This is a genomic window from Mucilaginibacter litoreus, from assembly GCF_042676805.1.
Lineage (GTDB): Bacteria > Bacteroidota > Bacteroidia > Sphingobacteriales > Sphingobacteriaceae > Mucilaginibacter > Mucilaginibacter litoreus.
Genome location: NZ_JBHTHZ010000002.1, coordinates 407,013 through 427,460 on the forward strand (window position 1 = coordinate 407,013; position 20,448 = coordinate 427,460).

Below are 20,448 nucleotides of genomic sequence, written 5' to 3' on the forward strand. Positions count from 1 at the left end.
GTTTATTTTTAGTTTTTGATCAATACTCCTTTTATCACGGCCTCGCAGCATTGGGTAACTATTGCAGGCGTGATGATCTGTTGCGAACGGTCTGCATAATCAAAATATTCTTTTACCAACTCATGCAATGGTGCAAAGAGCAGTGCCAGGTAAACATCTATATGCAGATTTATTATGGTTTTTTTATCAATATGATACTGTAAAAAACTTAGGAAAACCTTAAAGTGATCCTCCTGCTTTATGCCCCTGTCCTGAAAGGCTTTATTTAACAGTGGTGAAGATTTGCCATACTGCATCAGCGCAAATGCCGGGCGGTTGTCTTTTAAATGATTGAAAGTGTTTTGCCATAACCTTTTAATACCTTCGTCAAAAGGCATGGTATCAGTAAGGCCTTCAAGTAAAACTTTTTGATAGGTACCTATCACCTCATCAACATAGAGTTTTACCAGCAGATCATCTTTGTCTTTATATTTTAGGTAGATGGTGCGCGGAGAGATGTTGGCCGCTTTGGCCAGTTTTTGCATGCTCAGGTTTTCCAAACCTTCTGCTGCAATTATTTGCAGGGTAATGTCCTTTATCGCCTGTTCCTTTATAGGGTTATTAGTTCTCATATTATAAGTAAACGATTGTATACTTATAATATTTTAATATTTTACACCTTTTAAGAGTTTTGGCAAACCAACATAACCGGCTGTAGTTTGTAGTTAACTATATATAATTTAGCAAGATGAAAAAACTATATGCGATATTGATACTCATGGCGGTTTTCGCTGCAAAAACATATGCGCAAACCTACAATGCAGAAGAATTTAATGCGAACCTCGGGAAAACAAAGACACTTTGCGATGTAGCTTACTCTGTAAAGATATTCAGTGATACATTAACACTGATCAATATGGGCGGAAATTATCCGAACCAAAAATATACTATTGCCGTAAAAGGCAACAAAATAACGCTGGACTGGGCGAATCTGAAGGGGAAGACTATATGTGTTACCGGCGTTTACCAAATGCATAAAAACCGACCTGAAATTGTGGCTGCTCAGCCTAATCAAATTGAGGTTAAATAATAATATAAAAGTGAAACATTGCACTTCATTTTTATTACCTTAAATGTATGCCGTTAATTAATAATTATATTATCGCATAGTTATTAAACCTTAATTTAAATGAAAATTTTGTGAAAAATAATAGTAGTTAAGCTATTCATTAATTTTTGAATTTTTTATCTTAAACCCGATTTAAACCGACACGATTTAAACAGAGACTGTTAAGGTAACACCTGTTATAAACTTAATGAGTATACTTACTAAAAATAAATATTACGAAGATCAGGGTGGTGAAGTATTGATCCATCAGTTATTTGAACAACAGGCAAAAAAACACCCTCATATTACAGCCGTACAATTTGGCGATGAGAAGATTACCTATGCCCAGATGGATGCGCGTGCAAATGAACTCGCAAGGGTCATAGCTAATACATCCCCGCAGGGTTTAGTGATCGGCATAAGCGCTACCCGCTCCATTGCAACCATTATCAGTTTATTTGCAGTATTGAAAGCCGGAAAGGCCTATCTGCCACTGGATCCCGGTTTTCCGGCCGAAAGGTTACAGGACATCATTGCAGATAGCGGTATGGATACCTGCCTTGCACCTGATAAGGACACAGAGGTTTTTACCGGTATTGTCAAGAATGTAATTGTTAACGACGGGCCGGTTCCTGTTAACAATCCGCCGGCTGAAGTTCTTAAAACCAGGATAGCATATATTATTTACACCTCAGGCTCAACAGGCAAGCCCAAAGGTGTTTGCGTAGGTCATGAGGGGCCGGTTAACCTTATCAAATGGAATAGCCAAATAACTCCTTATCTGGGCGTTGGTCATCGTACACTACAATTTTCGCCGCTGATATTTGATGCCTCGGTAATGGAGATATTCTGCACCTTGTGCACCGGCGGTACATTAGTACTGGTTGAAGACGAGATAAGGATAGATCCATTGCGCTTATTAAAATATATTGATAAACAGCAGATCAATCGTTTAATTATAACGTTTGTTGCGCTGCAGTATTTAACAGAAGCAGCCGATGCAGAGCAGTATTTTCCGCAATCGTTAAAAGATGTGATAAGCGCGGGTGAGCAATTGAAGATCACCCCGCAGATAGCCCGGTTCTTTAAAGCATTGACCGGCTGTATTTTTTACAATATGTATGGGCCAACCGAAGCCAGCGTTTGCAGCACCGCGTTAAAATTAACTGGTTCGCCCGATGTTTGGCCCCTGCTACCTGATATTGGTAAGCCCATTGCCAATGTAGATATTGTTATCTTGAATAACGACCTGCAAGAGGTACCTGATGGTGAGCAGGGCGAACTTTGCATTAGTGGCATCAGCCTGGCCGAAGGCTACCTGAACCGGCCCGACCTTACTGCTGAAAAGTTTGTTAGCTATACCGATGCCAACGGCAATACCCAAAAAGTTTACCGCACCGGTGACTTAGGCTTATACCTGCCCGGTGGCAATATCGAATACCTTGGCCGTAAAGATACGCAGGTTAAAATACGTGGTAACCGGGTAGAAATAGGGGAAATAGAAGTACTTTTAAACCAACTGGACGGCATACAGCAATCTGTTGTAGCAGCGCGTGAAGATGTGCCGGGGCAAAAGCGCTTGGTGGCTTATCTGGTGGCTTCAGGCGAAAAGAAAGAACTATCATTCATAAGGGAAAATATCGAGCAGAAGCTACCCGATTACATGATGCCTTCTGCATTTGTGTGGGTAGATGGCTTTGCCGAAACCACCAGCGGCAAGATTGACCGAAATAATTTGCCGGCGCCGGATATGCAGCGGCCCGACCTTTCTGTGCTGTACAAAGCGCCATCCAACCAAACCGAAAAGCGGATTTCCGACTATTGGACCGAACTTTTGCAAGTTGACAAGGTTGGCGTTTACGATAATTTTTTTGAACTGGGCGGTAATTCCATTCTTGCGCTTAAAACAGTTTCGGCGCTTAAAAAGCAATATAATTATACACTACCGATAACCAAGTTGTATCAATACCCTACGGTAAACGGAATAGCCTCTTATATCGACGGAAACAAAACCATTGCTAAGGTTAATGCCGTAAAATCTAAACGTGATAAAAGCAATAACGATATAGCTGTAATAGGCATGGCGGTGCGTATGCCCGGTGCCAATAATATTTATGATCTGTGGAAGTTGCTGACTGATGGGCGCGAAACCACATCTTTCTTTACCGATGAAGAAATAGACCCAAGCATACCTTTTGACTTACGCACAGCGCCAAATTATGTTAAAGCAAGAGGGATAGTTGAAAATGCCAAAAGCTTTGATGCGGCGTTTTTTGGCATAAATCCAAAGGTTGCCGAATTGATGGACCCGCAGCAACGCGTATTTCTGGAGCTGGCATGGGAAGCGCTCGAAACCAGCGGGCATCTGCCGGATAAATATAATGGGCCGGTAGGTGTGTTTGCGGGTGTAGGCAACAATACTTATTATACTAATAATATCATAACCAACCATGATAAGGTTGAGAACGTAGGCCGGTTTCTGGTATCTACCGTCAATGAAAAAGATTATGTAGCCACACGCACAGCTTATGAGTTAAATTTAACGGGGCCGGCGGTAAGCGTACATACCGCTTGCTCAACCTCGCTGATGGCCATCGCCCAGGCTGCAGATAGCATACGTAACGGGCAATGTAACGTGGCCCTTGCAGGCGGGGCTTCCATCAGCTCGCCTATAAATAGTGGCCACCTTTACCAGCAGGGTACCATGCTGAGTGCCGACGGGCATTGCCGTTCTTTTGATGCGGAAAGCGATGGTACCGTATTTAGCGATGGTGCCGGCATAGTCGTATTAAAAAGTTTGGCAGAAGCCGAACGGGACGGCGACCGCATTTTTGCCGTTTTAAAAGGTATAGGTGTAAATAATGATGGCGGCGGCAAAGGCAGCTTCACTGCGCCAAGCGCGGCAGGGCAGGCGGGCGCTATTGCCATGGCCATAGCCGATGCAGGTGTTGATCCGGCAAAGATATCTTACGTTGAGGCCCATGGTACAGCAACTGCCCTTGGTGACCCTATAGAGATTGAAGGCCTTAACCTTGCCTTTGGCAAGCAGGAGCGAAACCAGTATTGCGCCATAGGTTCCATAAAAAGTAATATGGGGCACTTAGTAGCTGCAGCAGGCGTGGCGGGATTCATTAAAACCACCCTTGCCTTATTCCATAAAAAGATACCGGCATCGTTGTTTTTTAACAAGCCTAACCCTAATATCGACTTTAAGGATAGTCCCTTCTTTGTAAATACCAAGTTGCGCGACTGGGTTACAGACGGTAAACGTATTGCAGGTGTAAGCTCTTTTGGGGTAGGCGGTACCAACGTACATGCTATTTTAGAGGAGTATGATAACGAGGTGGAAACAACGCCAGACAGCCGGCCGATGCAGCTGATCAGTTGGTCGGCCAAAACAGCTACAAGCGCCTCAAAATTTGCAGACAGGCTGTATCATTATATTCAGGAAAACCCCGGGGCGCAACTGGCAGATATTGCCTACAGCCTGCATACTACCCGTATCAGTTTCAGGGAAAGGAATTTTATCATAGCAGCCGATAAGGAAGACCTGCTGCAAAAGCTGATCAATTACAAGCGCGATGTTACCAATTCAAAGGTGCTGAACGAGGATGCCTCCGAAGTAGTGTTTATGTTTCCGGGGCAGGGTGCGCAGTATTTGAACATGGGCCGCGACTTGTATAACCATGAGCCCGTATTTACCGATGCGGTTAACCAGTGTGTCGAGCTGTTAAGGGGTACTGCGCATGAAAACATACTCGATATTATTTATGCCGATAGATCGCCGGAGGCTGAAGAACAGTTAAAAAATACATTTTATACACAACCTGCAATTTTTATTACCTCTTATGCTATGGCAAGGCTATGGATGAGCTGGTGTATAGAGCCAACAATATTTACCGGCCATAGCATAGGCGAATTTGTTGCGGCGCATTTGGCAGGCGTATTCAGTCTGAAGGATGCTTTAAAATTAATAACCGAGCGTGCCCGCTTGGTTAGCCAGGTTGCCGAAGGCGATATGTTATCGGTACGTATGCCCGAAAGTGAATTGACCGCAATATTGCCGGCTGATATTTCTGTAGCCGCCATTAACAGCAATAAACTATCGGTAGTGGCTGGTACAAAAGAAGCTGTGGCCGGCTTTGCTAAACAGTTAGAAGAAACGGGCATCCCGGGCCGTATGCTGCAAACCAGCCATGCGTTTCACTCGGCGATGATGGATGAGATTGTTGATCCGTTTGAAACGGTAGTACGTTCGATAAAACTTAACCCAATTGTAAAACCGGTTATGTCTACCGTTACCGGCGATTGGCTTACCGAAGCCGAGGCTTGCGACCCTTCATATTGGGCAAATCATTTACGCAAAACCGTACGCTTTGCAGATGCGGTAAATAAGCTTGCAGAAGATAAAGGAAGAATTTTCTTAGAAGTTGGCCCGGGCCGCACACTGGCTACTCTGGCTGCGCAACAAGGTGTTGCAGGAAATGTAATAACCATTGCTGGTATTGACAGTACTAACGGGCAACCCGAATATCAATCGGTATTGAAAGCCTTGGGGCAGCTTTGGTTAAACGGCTTAGAGCCAGACTGGAACGAATTTTACATAGGCCAGCGTAAGCGCTTAAGGTTGCCATCCTATGCCTTTGACCATAAAATATATTGGGTTGACCCTATATCAGATAATCCTGCCGGAACGGTAAATTACCAGCCGGCAGACATTGTACCGGATACGCCCGAAGCGATCCAAGAAATTAACAGAGCACAAAATATGATAATAAGGAAAGATTTTCTGGCCGGAAAACTTCAGGAGATTTTTGAAGATGCGGCAGGAATTGAAATAGACAAGACATCAGCAGATGTAAGTTTTCCTGAAATAGGGTTCGACTCGCTGCTGCTAACGCAGATTGCTACCAATCTGAAAAAGACGTTTAACGTTAATATCACCTTCAGAAAGTTGTTTGAAGATTATAACTCCATTAACCTGCTTGCAGATTATCTGGACAAAAACTTACCCGCCGGTCAGTTTGAGCCGGAGTCTGTAATAACGCAAAAGCAAGCTGCACGTATACCGGCCGATGCTTTGCCTGTCCCGAGAGCTTATAACCCCGTGCTGCTAAGGGACGGCAATGGCAGTGAAGTTGCGCTGAGTATGATCAGTCAGCAATTGCAGTTGCTCACCAGTCAGATCGCGCAGTTGCAGGGTGGCGAGGTGAAAATGACAACTGTGAGTATACCACCACCACCACCCATAAAAAGCGAGCTTAAAGGCGAGCCGGTAGCGCCACCGCTACTGGATCAGGAGCCTGACGTTACCGCCGAAGAAATGGTAGAAATCAAAAAGCCGTTCGGAGCAACAGCGCGTATTGAGCGTAAAGTGCAGGAGCTTGATAATAAACAAATGGACTGGCTTGCTGAACTGATCAAACGTTATAATGAGAAAACACGCAAAAGCAAAGAGCAAACGCAACAGCACCGCTCTTACATGGCCGATCCGCGTGTGGTAAGCGGTTTCCGCCCATTGACCAAAGAGTTGGTATATCCCATAGTGATAAACCGGTCAAAAGGTAACCGCCTTTGGGACGTAGATGGAAATGAATACATAGATGCCCTGAATGGTTTTGGCTCAAACATGCTGGGTTATCAGCCGGATGTACTTAAAAAAGCTATTCATGAGCAGATTGATTTGGGGTATGAGATCGGCCCTCAGCACGAACTTGCCGGCGAGGTTTGCAAACTGATGTGTGAATTTACCGGGCACGCCCGTGCAGCGCTTTGCAATACAGGGTCAGAGGCTGTCTTAGGCGCTATGCGTATCGCCCGTACGGTAACTGGCAGGCCGTTGATCGTAGCATTTAGCGGCTCGTACCATGGTATTATGGATGAGGTTATTGTTCGTGGGACAAAAAAATTAAAGACATTCCCGGCGGCATCAGGCATACTGGCCGAAAATGTACAAAATATGCTGATACTGGATTACGGTACCGATGAGGCTTTGCGCATCATTAAGGAACGTGCAAACGAGATAGCCGCTGTTTTGGTTGAGCCAGTACAAAGCCGCAGGCCTGAATTCCAGCCCATAGAGTTTTTACAAAAATTGCGCGCCTTAACAGCTGCACAGCAAATATGCCTGGTTTTTGACGAGGTGATAAGCGGCTTCCGTTTTCATCCCGGGGGTACGCAGGCATTGTTTGGTATTAAAGCCGATTTGGGCACTTATGGCAAGGTGATAGGCGGAGGTATGCCGGTTGGAGCAATCTGCGGCAAAAACGAATATATGGATGCACTTGATGGCGGCTATTGGCAATATGGCGACGACTCAGTACCAGAAGTGGGAGTAACTTACTTTGCGGGCACTTTTGTACGCCATCCGCTGGCATTAGCCGCTGCTAAGGCATCATTGGAATACATGAAAGAGCGCGGCCCGGCCTTACAGGAAAAATTAACGGCGCTGGCAAGCCGGTTAAGGGATGGTATGGAAGCGGCTTGCCGCAGCTTAAATATTCCGGTATCTACCGTTGGATATGGCTCATTATGGCGCGTTAAGCTTTTAGAAGATATACCATATAGCGAATTATTATTTACATTGATGCGTTTAAAAGGTATACATATTCTGGATGGTTTTCCATGCTTCATGACTGATGCGCACACCGAACAGGACGTTGACTTTATGATTGAAAAGTTCACCGAAAGCATACAGGAAATGGTAGATGCCGGTTTTTTTAAATCGGCGGTTGAAGCCACATCGCATGCAGCAGGAAACGGAAAAGTAAGTATCGAATCAATAAACAAACCACCTGTTGAAGGTGCTAAACTGGGCAGGGATAAAGAAGGAAACCCGGCCTGGTTTGTAGCAGATGAAACTAAACCAGGTAAATATTTGCAGTATAACATAAATAACAATTAAGCTTTGAACCAGATAGCTGCTTCCCCTAAAATCAGTTCTGGCGATTTTGACCCGTTCGCAGGACCCGAAATATTATTAATAGCTCCGGCTACAGAGCCGCAGATAGAGATATGGACATCATGCCTCATTGGAGGTAATGATGCCAGTTGTGCCTATAACGACTGCGCTTCTATCGTATTAACGGGTCCCGGTTTTGATAAGGGCGCCATGCTAAAGGCCTTGCAGGCATTGTCTGACAGGCATGAGGCACTGCGCACTGTATTTAGTGCCGATGGTGAAAACATCATTGTATATAAAAACCCTCAGGTTAAGGTTGATTATCACGACCTGTCCGGCCGAGACGACGAACAAAACACCCTGTTTATAAGCAACTATAACAAACAACTGGCCGTAACACCAATGGATATGGTGAATGGCCCGCTGTTTAAGGCTGCTTTGTTAAAACTAAGCGAGGAAGAACACGTAGTGATCTTACTGACCCACCATATTGTTTGCGATGGCTGGTCCATGGGGATTGTTATGCAGGACCTGGGTAAGCTGTATTCGGCCTATGCGCAGGGGCAGGAACCTGCTTTGCCTCCTGCACCACGCTTTAGTGACTACGCTATAGAGGAGGCCAATACAAGTGGGAGCGAGGAACACCATTCTACAGAACAGTACTGGGTAGAGCAATTTAAAGGCAGCAATCATTTGCTTGATCTGCCTGCAGACAACCCAAGGCCATCGCCCCGCACCTTCAAAAGCGCCCGTGCCGACTTTGGGCTTGATGCTGATCTGGTAAATGATTTAAAGGCTTTAGCCCGTAAAGCAGGCCTTAGCTTTGTGAATACTATCCTGGCATCGTTCGAGGTGTTTTTACACCAGGTAACCGGGCAGGATGAAGTGATAATAGGCCTGCCTGCCGCAGGGCAGTCGGCCAGTGGTAACTTTGGGCTGGTGGGGCATTGCGTTAACCTGCTGCCTTTAAGGAGTTTTCCGCATGGTGACCAAACCTTTATCAATTATCTTAAAGACCGTAAAAATGTGGTGCTTGACGCTTACGATCATCAGCGTTACACCTTTGGCAGCCTGCTTAAAAAATTAAATATTCCGCGTGATGCCTCGCGTTTACCATTAGTACCTGTGGTATTCAATATTGATATCGGCATGGATGATGGCGTAGCTTTTCATGGCCTTAAGCACCGATACATCAACAACCCGCGCGAATACGAAACATTTGAGATATTTCTCAATATTACTGATCATAAAAGCATGCTCACCTTTGAATGGTCATATAATACGCAGCTTTTTGAACCGGCCACTATCAGCCGTTTCATGAAAGAGTTTGAACATTTGCTTCGCCAGGTAGCTCAATCGCCGGAAACTCTCATAGGTAAATTACCTGTAATGAACGCTACACAAATAAGGGAGCAACTGAACAAGTGGAACGATACACGTGTAGAATACCCGCGGGATAAAACCCTGCATCAGATTATTAGCGAGACCGCTGAACAACATGCCGGTAGCATTGCCCTTAAGTTTAACGGAACAGCGTATACTTATGCGGAGCTGAACAAAAAAGCCAACCAGTTGGCAGCGGTCTTGATAGAAAATGGCGTTAAGCCGCTGGATAAAGTTGCCATATCGCTGGATCGGTCGGCCGATTTGGTTGTGGCGCTTTTAGCTATCATTAAAGCTGGTGCTACCTATATACCGCTCGACCCGATATTCCCAATCAACCGCATCAATTACATGCTGGAAGATTCGGCCGCCGTAGTTCTTATCACCTCAAATAATTACAGTGGCAAGTATGTCTCTAATGCAAAAGAGATCTTACTGGACACTATTATGCCTAAGCTTAAAAGTTATCCGGATACCGACCCTGTTGTTAATGTAAAGCCTGACGATTTACTTTACGTTCTTTATACTTCGGGGTCTACCGGCCAGCCTAAAGGTGTGCAGATAAAGCATCATAACGTAGTTAACTTTTTATACAGCATGCAAAAGCAGCCGGGTTTAACGGCTGCAGATAAATTGCTGGCCGTAACCACAATAAGCTTTGATATTGCCGGGCTCGAGCTTTGGTTGCCGCTGATAACCGGCGCACAGATTGTATTAGCCGACGCTGCTACTGCAAAAGATGGTAATGCATTGCTCGACCTTATCCGTACAGAAAAGATTACAGTAATGCAGGCCACGCCTTACACCTGGCGCATTATGTTGGAAGCCGGATGGGGCGAAGAAAAAATAAAAGTGATTTGTGGCGGCGAAGCCCTGCCTATGGATCTTGCAGGGCATATCCTTGAGCGGGCATCATCGTTATGGAATGTTTACGGGCCTACCGAGACTACCATCTGGTCGACCCTTAAAGAAATAAAGCCGGGTGATGGGTTTATCAGCATTGGTAAGCCAATAGACAATACTTACATCTACATTTTAGATAAGTTTTTAAATCCGCTTGCACCAGGTGCAGCCGGTGAGATCTATATTGCCGGTGAAGGGGTTGCCAAAGGTTACCTCAACCAGCCTGAGCTAACGGCAGAAAAGTTTGTTGCCGACCCATTCGACGACAGGGCGGGGGCCATCATGTACCGCACCGGCGACCTGGGCACTTTTACCGCCGATGGCGAGCTGATGTACATCTCGCGTATTGATGCCCAGGTTAAAATTCGCGGTTACCGCATTGAAACAGGCGAGATTGAGTTTAACCTTACTAAAGAAGAAGCGATTAAGCAGGCCGTTGTAATAGCACGGGCAGACGGTAACGGCGTTGCCAAACTGGTTGCTTACATTATCCTTGAAGATAAGTTTAAAGGCGCGGATAACGTGGCCGACATGATACAGCAATGGCGTTCATCGTTGCGCAGCTCCGTACCCGATTATATGGTGCCTGATAACTTTGCCATCATTGACGAAATGCCGATGACGCCTAACGGTAAGGTAGATAAAAAATCACTGGCTGCACGTGATATAAGCACAGCAGAAACTGTAAAATATGTAGAGCCAAATACCGAAACCGAGAAAATGCTTGCTGAGATGTGGGCTGAAATGCTGGGCCTTGAAAAAGTAGGCATACATGACAACTTTTTCGAGCTGGGCGGGCACTCGCTGATTGCCGTTAAGGTGATGGCGCGTATTGAGAAAGATACCGGCAAACGGCTACCGCTGGCTATTTTGTTTGAGCACTCTACCGTTGAAAAACTTGCCCGGATGGTGGAGGCAGACGACTCGGCCATCACATGGGATTCGCTGGTGCCTATAAAGCCTACAGGTACAAAGGTGCCTATTTACATTGTACACGGCGCTGGGCTCAACGTAATATTGTTTAATACGCTTGCCAAAAATATGGATGCCGATCAGCCGGTTTACGGGCTGCAGGCAAAAGGCCTTAATGGTGTTGATGAGCCGCTGAACCGTATTGAAGATATGGCGGCGCATTACATATCGTCTATACTGGCGCAAAACCCTGATGGGCCTTATGCATTGGCAGGCTTTTCATTCGGCGGGTTGATCGCTTTTGAAATGGCCAGGCAAATGCAGGCGCTTAACAAAGATGTGCGCATGCTGGGTATGTTTGATACTTATGCCTATCGTACCCCACATTACGATCCCTGGCATGTGCAGTATGTTAAACGTGGACTGTACTTTGGCCGAAAGCTTTGGCACAGCCTTACCTTTCAGGATGGGTTTGAAAAAACCATACAAAAGCGATCCACCGCGGTAAAAAGAGGTTTAACAAGGCTTTATTGGAAGCTGAAGCATGGCGAGCAGCAAAACCAGGTTGGCTTTTTTGGCTACTCCAATAAGATAGACGAGATGAACAACATTGCCCAGAAGCATTACCGGATACAGCCTTCAAACCTGGAGATTCAATTATTCAGGGCAGAAACACGGTCATATTACCTGGATGATTACGAATACATGGGCTGGAAAGCTTATGCGCTGAAAGGTATAAACATACACAGCGTTCCAGGCGAGCACAATACCATGTTTAAAGAACCTAATGATAAGGTTTTCTCAAAGGTGTTACAAGAGTGCCTCAATAAGATAAATTATTAATGTGTCGATAATCAGCAATAGTTATTTGCCTCTTGTAAATTGGCAATTATACAGGCAAGCCCAGGGATATGATATTCCTGCCCCCGGCGAAGTACATGTATGGCGCATTAACATCCGGCAAAATATAGGCAACCTTGATAATTTTGCCCGGCTTTTAAACGCTGAGGAAAATATAAGAGCTGCAAGATATTTACAGCAAAAGGATAAACACCGGTTTATTATAAGCCGAGGGGCACAACGCGTTTTACTGGGCGGATATGTCAATGTTGAGCCATACATGCTTCAGTTTATACCGGGTGAAAACAAAAAACCTTATCTGGCAGGTAATAACTACGGGTTGCATTATAACCTTTCGCACTCCGGCGAATGGATTATATTGGCAGTAGCCGTTTCGCCAGTTGGTGCAGATGTAGAATATATCGACAAGGAGTTTGACTATCATGATATTTTGCCCTTGCACTTTAGTGATGAAGAAGTTGCTTATATCAATCAATCAAATTCAACCGAAAGCTTTTTTAACTTATGGACACGTAAAGAAGCTATATTAAAAGCCACTGGCAACGGGCTTGGAGAGTATCTTAACGCCATCCCTGCGCTTGATGGAAGATACCCTTTACCGGCACAGATAGCCAGTATTAACAATAATTATAAGCTGGAAAGCTTTGCGCTTGCCGATGATTATGCAGCCACTGTGGTTATTGGATGCGAAAATTGTTACATTAAATTTTTTGAAGCCTGTTTTATTTAGCCATCACGGTAAGGCTATCCGGTGCACCAGCCTTAAAAGCTGCTATTTCTTTAACCCTTAACGCTGTTAGCCTCCATTTCTTTTTATCTTTTTTCATCAGTACAGTAGTGTCGGCTTTTGCGTAATAATCAAGTATATTGTTTTGCAGTTGTGGGGTGATATTTTTATATCCTTCTTCCTGTAGTTTTTCTAACAACTTAGCATAAGTGTCATCAGCAAGCTGATATTCGCCAAGTAGGGTAGGGTTACCCGTATCAAAATTAATATCAGGCAAAGTCAGTTGGTTGGCTTTTACCTTTTCAAGCGCAGATTTATAGTTATTAAGTATCGCCTCAAAGCTAACGGCAAACAAGTGTTGGCCCTCAGTGCCTGGCGACTTGAACTTAAGCGCCTTCAGCGGGCCTATCTTTGGCAGTATTTTTATAAAGAACACGGTTAGCTTCGCAAAAAATTTCACTTCCGTACGCTCTTTGCCATACTCCAGGTTAAAGGCGCGCCTGCTCATTTTGTATTGAAACTTTTTAGCTGTTATGCCCGGGTGCAGCTTTTCTATCTCCTCCTTATTCGCTTTATAGGCTGATTTGGTAAGCTTCGGAAAAAGGTTACGCACGCCCCATCGCATGGTGTTAATGTCGGCATTTATATTGCCGAAAATGGTGTTAAGCCGGCGGCCGTAAGTGGTATAAAAAGCTCTTTCCAATACAGGTACCGAAATATTAAACCCTATAAAATCATGATAACCTTCTGATGTATAGCCATGCTGGCCTATCTGTAAAACATCATAAGCAAACTCCATTCGACTGTGTGATAGATGATTGTCTTCGTAGGTCACTACATCGCCAAATTTTTTTTTAAGTTTTGGGTAGATGATAGGTACATTTAAGTTGGTAGACATGGAATGCCCGTATTTATCGGCCATGTAATGCGATAGCGCCCCCAGCGCGAAGGCATATTCATTCAAATTTCTGGCATCGGCAATCAGATTAACAATAAAATCACCGCTGCGTACATAATGCAGCAGATCGGTAAAAAAACCATTGCCAAAGGGCATATACCCCATATCGGCCACTATACTGCCGCCATAAGCATAAGAGTGGGCCAGCAACAGGTCCTGAGTGGTAGCATTTGGGTATTTTTCTTTCAGAAGCGGTATCATCACCGGTTTCCATGATGCATCTATAATAGCCTCATGTGCCAGTACCGAGTACGCTTTTACGTTTAGCCGTGAAAAGGCAAGTAATATGAAAAGGAAGAAAAATCGGCCTAAAGGTTTACCGGCTATTAACATGGTTAAGTATCTGATGCCACGTAGTAACGGTATCAACGTATGAATGGTTTTTTAATATCGAATAATGATAACATTATTACAAAAGGAGCATTATAATTGCTCCTTTTGTAAATGAGGTAAGCGGTAACAGGCTACTAATTGGTAAGTAAAGGCCTTAAGTTATTTCTTTTCGTTATAAACACCAAACTCTGCTATCGAAACCTGCCCTTCTGCCTTATCTATTGTAACCCTTAACTTGTTACCCCAAACGGTATCAAAGCGATGAATTTTTACACGTTTTGCTGTATTACCCGTAACCAAAGGTTTCCAAACTCCATTTTGATAATATTCGATGTGATAGCTGCTGATGTTTGCCTTTGGCTCAGTCAGGGCAATGGCATTAAACTCCGTATCGCGGCCGAAATCTACTTCCCACCATGGCGTTTTTACAGTTGTGTTTGATATCCACGAGGTGGTGAAATCATCGTCATTTGCAAAATCCATGATGTTCATGTCATCGCTCCAACTGCTGTTGGTTGGCTTGTGTTTGGCCAGGTTGGTTGATATGATGGGCTCTCCGGTTGGCGCCAGTTTAGGGGCACCGCTGCTGTTTTGCCATTGTTTGCCAATTTCCTTAAGGGCGGCGAGTGCGTTATCATCAAACAAGCCATCCCGGTTAGGCGCAACATTAAGGATGTAGTTACAGCCGGCATTATTTAAAGTAGTTAGTTCGTTAACCATTTTCGCCGCTTCTTTTACCGGTGTAGCAGGGAAATTAGTTTTCCAGAACCAGCTTGATTGGAGCGGAAGGCAGGCCAGGGCGGGCATAACGTTGCTGCCTTTATCCAAACGCTGGCCGGCGCCCATCTCATAAGTTTTTATGTCGCTGTAAAACAAACCTTCGGCAGGGTATTTTGCGCCGTTAAGGTCCATCAAAATGCAATCAGGCTGCAATGATTTTACCAGGCGGTATACATCCTCAAAAGGTATATCGTCATAACTAATGCGCGACCATGGCGCGTCCCAACCGTCAATGATCAGCGCTTCAATTTTGCCGTATTTGGTAAGCAATTCTGTAAGCTGCGCCTTAACCATTTCAAAATGTTTCGGTGTGATAGAGTTTGGGCGCAGGCGGTGATGTGTATCAAGTATCGAATAATATAGCATTACTTTAAGTCCGTTTTTGCGGAAAGCATCTACATACTCTTTAACAACATCGCGCTTAAGCGGACTGTTCATTACGTTATAGTCGGTTGTTTTGGTATCCCAAATGCAAAAACCGCTGTGGTGCTTGGTAGTTAAGCAACCATAGGTCATGTTTGCGCTTTTGGCGGCTTTGGCCCACTGGTCGGCATTAAGCTTTTTAGGATTGAATAGCGCGGGAGAAGCTTCAGGGTCAGGCCAGTCGGCATCCCAATAGGTAGGCATATTGAAGTGGATAAACATGCCGAACTTAAGATCAACAAACCGCTGCTGAAGGGTGGAAAGGTCAGTTTTGGTTTGAGCAGCAATGTTAAACACTGCAGAAAGTAAAAGAAAAGCGGCTAAAAGTATTTTTTTCATGTATAAAAGCTGATAAGGAATCAAATTAAGCGATTATTTGTGAAATTAACTCACTCCGACCGCGCTTCGCCGTTCGACCCTCTCAGCTGTGCAATGAGTTGCCTCTCCTAAATCCTCTCCAAAGGAGAGGACTTCAAACTTTCTCTTTTCGCTTGCGGGAGAGGGTGGTCGAGCATTAGCGATGACCGGGTGAGTTTGCTTGGGGACTATTACTCACCCCGACTGTGCTTCGCTGGTCGACCCTCTCTGCTGCGCAATGAGTTGCCTCTCCTAAATCCTCTCCAAAGGAGAGGACTTTAAACGCCCTCTTTTCGCTTGCGGAAGAGGGGGGGCAAGCATTAGCGATGACTGGGTGAGTTTGCTTGAGGACTATTACTCACTCCGACCGCGCTTCGCCGGTCGACCATCTCAGCTATGCAAAGAGTTGCCTCTCCTAAATCCTCTCCAAAGGAGAGGACTTTAAACGCCCTCTTTCCGCTTGCGGGAGAGAGGGTGGTCGAGCGTTAGCGAAGACCGGGTGAGTCGGCTTAGGGGATTTGCTTGTAAAAACCCTCTCCTAAATCCTGTCCAGGAGAGGACTTAATTGATACTCTCCTTACTCATAAACTGAGTTAGTCCAGTTTCACTTTTGTAAAAACCGACAGATCTTCTCTATCCCCGGTCCCTAACGGATAATAGGTATTATCACCTGTTGCCCATAATGTCTTGTCTGCTTTTATAATAAAAGCATGATAAATGTATGCTGTAACTTCTGCTACATTATCCATTACGTGTATAAACCTGGTCTGGTCGGGGCTTGCAATGCCAAAAGTTCCAAAACTGTTATAGCCTGTTGCCCACAAACTGTTATCCGTCTTAATTGCAAGAGAAAAATACTCGCCCCCAGTTACGGCCTTTACTCCATCCATAATCTTTACAAAACGGGTTTGCCCGGTTTTATTTCCGGTACCCAGTTCACCAAAATCATTATCACCGGCGGCCCATAAGCTGTTATCCGTTTTGATGACTAATGAATGGAATTCGGCAGCCTTTACAGCCTTAACATTATCCATAACTTTCACAAAGCCATACTGGTCTGTTTTATTTCCCAGGCCTAACTGCCCCCATACATTTTGTCCGCAGGCCCACAGGCTGTGGTCGGTTTTTAACATAAATATACAACTACGGCCAGTAGAAACAGCGGCAACATTGTCTGCTATCTTCGTGTATTTGCCAATAACCTCTGCTTTAGTGAAGCCCGGGCCAAACTGATTGAAATAGTTAAACCCGGCTGCCCAAAGCGTATGGTCAGACTTTACAATATATCCATTGTTATGGTCTGCCTGGATTTGATCTCCCCCTTCAGCTACCTTAACAAAAACGCCGTTTGTGGGCTCGTAACCGCCAGTACCTAAATCTCCGAAAGTGTTTTTACCGCAGGTCCATACGGAATTGTCTGTCTTAATGATCAGGGAGCGGGATTCGCTGATGGAAACGTCCTTGACCTTATCGCTTACGTGCACGAATTTTTTCTGTATTTCTGCATTGCCGGTACCTAAAACCATTCCATTGTTTTCTCCTGCACCCCATAGCCCGCCTTTATCGTCAACAGCCAATGAATTGTTATCGCTGGTAGCAATTGCAGTAAAGTAACTGTTATTTGTTGACCCCTCTGCCGGTGTTTCCGGCGATGGGTTGTTTCCTTTTTTACAGGACGAACCAGTAATTAGCAATGCAAGGATGCAACTAAAGGTTAAAAGAGTAGATTTGGGTAATAAGAGCTTCTTGTGGTTGCAGGTTAAACCAGAGTATAGTCTCATAAAGGTCATATAATATTTATCACACCATAACATTAAAAATATGATCTTTGTTTAGGCATTCGGTTCCCGAATAACTACAGCATTTTTGGCGATAGAAGATTGAATATTTTATCAATTGGTTATCAGTTATCGGCATATAAGGCACTTCAATATTCTACGGTTTGCAATTAAACAATATAGATAAATCAAAATCACATTTTTATGAAATTTACAGTAAAAGACGGAACCGAGATCTACTACAAAGACTGGGGCAAAGGGCAACCTATTGTATTTCACCACGGCTGGCCCTTATCAAGTGATGATTGGGACGCGCAAATGATGTTTTTTGTTCAAAAAGGATACAGGGTAGTTGCTCATGACCGCAGAGGCCACGGCAGATCGTCGCAGGCGGCAAGCGGCCATAATATGGACACTTATGTTGACGATGCAGCAGAACTTTACGATCACCTGGGTTTGCAGGACGCCATTCATGTAGGCCACTCTACAGGCGGCGGCGAGGTGATCAGGTATGTGGCTAAATACGGCCGGGGTAAGGTTGCAAAAGCTGTACTGATCAGTGCTGTTACGCCATTGATGTTACAAACTGAAAACAATCCGGATGGCGTTCCAATAGCAGTTTTCGACGAGATTCGCCAGGGTACCGCTTTTAACAGGCCACAATATTTCCAGGATTTCACTATTCCCTTTTATGGTTACAACCGCGAAGGCGCAAAGATATCACAAGGTATTCGTGATAACTGGTGGCGCCAGGGCATGATGGGCAGTGTACTGGCACATCATGATGGCATCAAAGCTTTTTCTGAGACCGATTTTACCGAGGACCTGAAAAGTGTTGACCTGCCTGTGCTGGTATTGCATGGCGAAGACGATCAGATCGTACCGTTCCCGATTTCGGGTGCAAAGGCGGTTAAATTATTAAAAAATGGTAAATTGATCTCATATCCGGGTTTTCCTCATGGCATGCCTACTACCGAAGCAGCTACCATCAACGCCGATATTTTGGAATTTATTCAATCTTAGATAATACGCATATTTATAACTAAGGGTGTACTGTTAAGGCACCCTTTTTTGTAAATAACGTTTACTGGTGACAATGGTTAATCTTTCTGCTTACGAATTACCCTCTCCTAAGGCCTCTCCCAGGAGAGGACCTTTTAAAGAGCCCTCTTTCCGCTTGCGGGAGAGAGGGTGGTCGAGTGGTAGCGATGACCGGGTGAGTTGACTTACGGTGTATTTACTCACCCCGACTTCGCTTCGCTGGTCGACCCTCTCTGCTGCGCAAAGAGGGTGAAAAAGGACTTTTAAAGAATACCCTCTTTCCGCTTGCGGGAGAGAGGGTGGTCGGGCGATAGCGATGGCCGGGTGAGTATTTTAGGCTATAAAGAAAAATAAAGTCCTCTCCTTTGGAGAGGATTTAGGAGAGGCCACTTTTGTCAACTACCCAGCACCTCGTCTATAATGCCGAAATCTTTTGCCTCGGCGGCTATCATCCAGTGGTCGCGGTCTGATACCTGATACACCTTTTCGTAGGTTTGGCCGCTGTGTTTGGCAATGGTTTCATAGAGCTCTTTTTTCATGATAGATATCTGTTGCGCGGCGATTTCAATATCGGCAGCTGTTCCCTGCGTACCTCCGGATGGCTGGTGCAGCATTACCCTTGAGTGTGGCAATGCGGCGCGTTTACCTGCCGTACCTGCACAAAGTATAACCGATGCCATAGACGCGGCCATACCGGTACAGATGGTAGCCACATCCGGCGAGATGAACTGCATGGTATCATACATCCCGAACCCGGCATACACCGAGCCACCAGGCGAATTAATGTATATCTGTATGTCTTTTTTGCTATCCGCCGATTGCAGAAACAGTAACTGGGCCTGTATGATGTTGGCCACATGATCGTCGATAGCGGTACCTAAAAAAATGATGCGATCCATCATGAGGCGAGAGAAAACGTCCATTTGGGTGATGTTCATTTGCCGCTCTTCCATAATGGCAGGTGTCATGGAGGCGCTTAACCGGTTGCTATTTACCTGTGCTATAAACCTGTCTACATGTAAACTTTGGACATGGCGATGCCTCACCGCATATTTGCGGAACTCGTTAATATTCATTATCAGTAAAAATTAAGTGTTAACCTTTAAATAAGCGAAGTATGCGCTGCCTGAAACTGCTATGCTCCGGCTGGTTGAATAACTGCGTATGCACTGCCTCTATATCTGCCCGAAGCCGTGCCCGGCCATATTGTTGAATAAGGCTGTGCGTTTGTTTATGCAGAGCTGCTTGTTCCTGTAATTGTGCATCTATAAGCATTCGGGCTTCAAACACAAGGGCATTTGGAGCTGATAGCAAGCCCAACAGATAATCGTCTGTTTCTTTGATATTATTCAATGAAGTCCGCATAGCTGAGCGATTGTTGTTTAACTGTTTCCCTTACTTTTTCCAGGCACTTGTATTTTTGTACGGTTACCGAGCGTTCGCCGGAGTAGCCAAATAAGCCGGCGACATCTTTCATGGGTAGTTTATCGTAATAAAAAGCGCTTAACAGATCCATGCAGCGTTTGCCGGCGGTTTGCAGGTATTGCAATACTTTATTTGCAGATACCTGTTCGTCAACAGTCTGGATAATATCAACAGGCAAATCGTTTAAGGATGTGGAAAGAATAGCTGCATTAAACTTTTTAAGCCAAAGATGTTTAGCTATCCCCACTAAGTATGCACGTTTGTTGGCAACAGCTGCATCGCCTGCGATAGCCTTTTCATAGTATATAACCAGCGCATCCTGAAAGATATCTTTAGCATCATCAAAAGAGCCGCCCATTTTGCTTATGTATTTGGCAACAGCCGGGAAAGCGCTTTTATAAAGCTCCGTTAACATCGCTTCGCGATTATGTTTGCTTATCATACTTATGCTTTTAATACCAGGTGCGGTTTTTGAGTGCAATATCACCTCAAGTTACCAACTTTTTTCTTAATGAAGAGATTGCTTCATTGCGCAATGCCACGTTGATGAAACAAAAAAGGCTTGCCGAAGCAAGCCTT

The 20,448-nt window shown here is 44.8% G+C and carries 12 protein-coding genes; 5 read left to right on the forward strand and 7 right to left on the reverse strand.

The window, feature by feature from the left end; genetic code table 11:
- Positions 1 to 8: 8 nt before the first annotated feature.
- Complete coding sequence (locus ACFQZX_RS05245) at positions 9 to 611, reverse strand: TetR/AcrR family transcriptional regulator (protein ID WP_377112177.1); 603 nt, start codon at positions 609 to 611, stop codon at positions 9 to 11.
- Positions 612 to 727: 116 nt separating this feature from the next.
- Between ACFQZX_RS05245 and ACFQZX_RS05250 the strand changes: the two genes are divergently transcribed.
- The 4 genes from ACFQZX_RS05250 (at position 728) to ACFQZX_RS05265 (ending at position 12,777) form a co-directional block, all read left to right on the forward strand.
- Positions 728 to 1,069 carry a hypothetical protein gene (locus ACFQZX_RS05250; protein WP_377112179.1) on the forward strand — a complete coding sequence of 114 codons (342 nt, stop codon included), beginning with the start codon at positions 728 to 730 and terminating at the stop codon, positions 1,067 to 1,069.
- A gap of 226 nt (positions 1,070 to 1,295) precedes the next feature.
- Positions 1,296 to 7,991: an amino acid adenylation domain-containing protein gene (locus ACFQZX_RS05255; protein ID WP_377112181.1), complete on the forward strand. Its 6,696-nt coding sequence runs from the start codon at positions 1,296 to 1,298 to the stop codon at positions 7,989 to 7,991.
- Between the two features lie 3 nt (positions 7,992 to 7,994).
- On the forward strand, positions 7,995 to 12,029 hold the full coding sequence (locus ACFQZX_RS05260; protein WP_377112184.1) for a non-ribosomal peptide synthetase: 4,035 nt from the start codon (positions 7,995 to 7,997) through the stop codon (positions 12,027 to 12,029).
- A 25-nt stretch (positions 12,030 to 12,054) separates the two neighbouring features.
- The gene (locus ACFQZX_RS05265) at positions 12,055 to 12,777 is read left to right on the forward strand and encodes a 4'-phosphopantetheinyl transferase family protein (RefSeq protein WP_377112187.1); all 723 of its coding nucleotides are present in this window, start codon (positions 12,055 to 12,057) and stop codon (positions 12,775 to 12,777) included.
- Here ACFQZX_RS05265 and ACFQZX_RS05270 read toward each other — a convergent pair.
- The 3 genes from ACFQZX_RS05270 to ACFQZX_RS05280 form a co-directional block, all read right to left on the reverse strand.
- The gene (locus tag ACFQZX_RS05270) at positions 12,770 to 14,101 is read right to left on the reverse strand and encodes a zinc dependent phospholipase C family protein (protein ID WP_377112189.1); all 1,332 of its coding nucleotides are present in this window, start codon (positions 14,099 to 14,101) and stop codon (positions 12,770 to 12,772) included. The two genes, ACFQZX_RS05265 and ACFQZX_RS05270, sit on opposite strands and share 8 nt — an antisense overlap.
- A 123-nt stretch (positions 14,102 to 14,224) precedes the next feature.
- Complete coding sequence (locus ACFQZX_RS05275) at positions 14,225 to 15,607, reverse strand: alpha-L-fucosidase (RefSeq protein ID WP_377112191.1); 1,383 nt, start codon at positions 15,605 to 15,607, stop codon at positions 14,225 to 14,227.
- A 611-nt stretch (positions 15,608 to 16,218) separates the two neighbouring features.
- On the reverse strand, positions 16,219 to 17,406 hold the full coding sequence (locus ACFQZX_RS05280; protein WP_377112193.1) for an RCC1 domain-containing protein: 1,188 nt from the start codon (positions 17,404 to 17,406) through the stop codon (positions 16,219 to 16,221).
- A gap of 201 nt (positions 17,407 to 17,607) precedes the next feature.
- Between ACFQZX_RS05280 and ACFQZX_RS05285 the strand changes: the two genes are divergently transcribed.
- Positions 17,608 to 18,426: an alpha/beta fold hydrolase gene (locus ACFQZX_RS05285; protein ID WP_377112196.1), complete on the forward strand. Its 819-nt coding sequence runs from the start codon at positions 17,608 to 17,610 to the stop codon at positions 18,424 to 18,426.
- A gap of 413 nt (positions 18,427 to 18,839) precedes the next feature.
- Here the strand turns inward: ACFQZX_RS05285 and ACFQZX_RS05290 are convergent, their stop codons facing one another.
- From ACFQZX_RS05290 to ACFQZX_RS05300, 3 genes are read right to left on the reverse strand one after another with little or no spacing between them, the layout of a single operon-like run.
- On the reverse strand, positions 18,840 to 19,520 hold the full coding sequence (locus ACFQZX_RS05290; protein WP_377112198.1) for a ClpP family protease: 681 nt from the start codon (positions 19,518 to 19,520) through the stop codon (positions 18,840 to 18,842).
- A gap of 19 nt (positions 19,521 to 19,539) precedes the next feature.
- Positions 19,540 to 19,809: a hypothetical protein gene (locus tag ACFQZX_RS05295; RefSeq protein ID WP_377112200.1), complete on the reverse strand. Its 270-nt coding sequence runs from the start codon at positions 19,807 to 19,809 to the stop codon at positions 19,540 to 19,542.
- A complete protein-coding gene (locus ACFQZX_RS05300; RefSeq protein ID WP_377112202.1) occupies positions 19,790 to 20,311 on the reverse strand; it encodes an RNA polymerase sigma factor in 522 nt (173 codons plus the stop codon). Before ACFQZX_RS05300 ends, ACFQZX_RS05295 begins: the two co-directional genes overlap by 20 nt.
- Positions 20,312 to 20,448 lie beyond the last annotated feature (137 nt).

What these genes read in the sequence shown, in the direction of transcription:
- ACFQZX_RS05245 (WP_377112177.1), bottom strand. Translation starts at nt 611, where the DNA reads ATGAGAACTAATAACCCTATAAAGGAACAGGCGATAAAGGACATTACC.
- ACFQZX_RS05250 (WP_377112179.1), top strand. Translation starts at nt 728, where the DNA reads ATGAAAAAACTATATGCGATATTGATACTCATGGCGGTTTTCGCTGCA.
- ACFQZX_RS05255 (WP_377112181.1), top strand. Translation starts at nt 1,296, where the DNA reads ATGAGTATACTTACTAAAAATAAATATTACGAAGATCAGGGTGGTGAA.
- ACFQZX_RS05275 (WP_377112191.1), bottom strand. Translation starts at nt 15,607, where the DNA reads ATGAAAAAAATACTTTTAGCCGCTTTTCTTTTACTTTCTGCAGTGTTT.
- ACFQZX_RS05280 (WP_377112193.1), bottom strand. Translation starts at nt 17,406, where the DNA reads ATGAGACTATACTCTGGTTTAACCTGCAACCACAAGAAGCTCTTATTA.
- ACFQZX_RS05285 (WP_377112196.1), top strand. Translation starts at nt 17,608, where the DNA reads ATGAAATTTACAGTAAAAGACGGAACCGAGATCTACTACAAAGACTGG.
- ACFQZX_RS05290 (WP_377112198.1), bottom strand. Translation starts at nt 19,520, where the DNA reads ATGAATATTAACGAGTTCCGCAAATATGCGGTGAGGCATCGCCATGTC.
- ACFQZX_RS05295 (WP_377112200.1), bottom strand. Translation starts at nt 19,809, where the DNA reads ATGCGGACTTCATTGAATAATATCAAAGAAACAGACGATTATCTGTTG.
- ACFQZX_RS05300 (WP_377112202.1), bottom strand. Translation starts at nt 20,311, where the DNA reads ATGATAAGCAAACATAATCGCGAAGCGATGTTAACGGAGCTTTATAAA.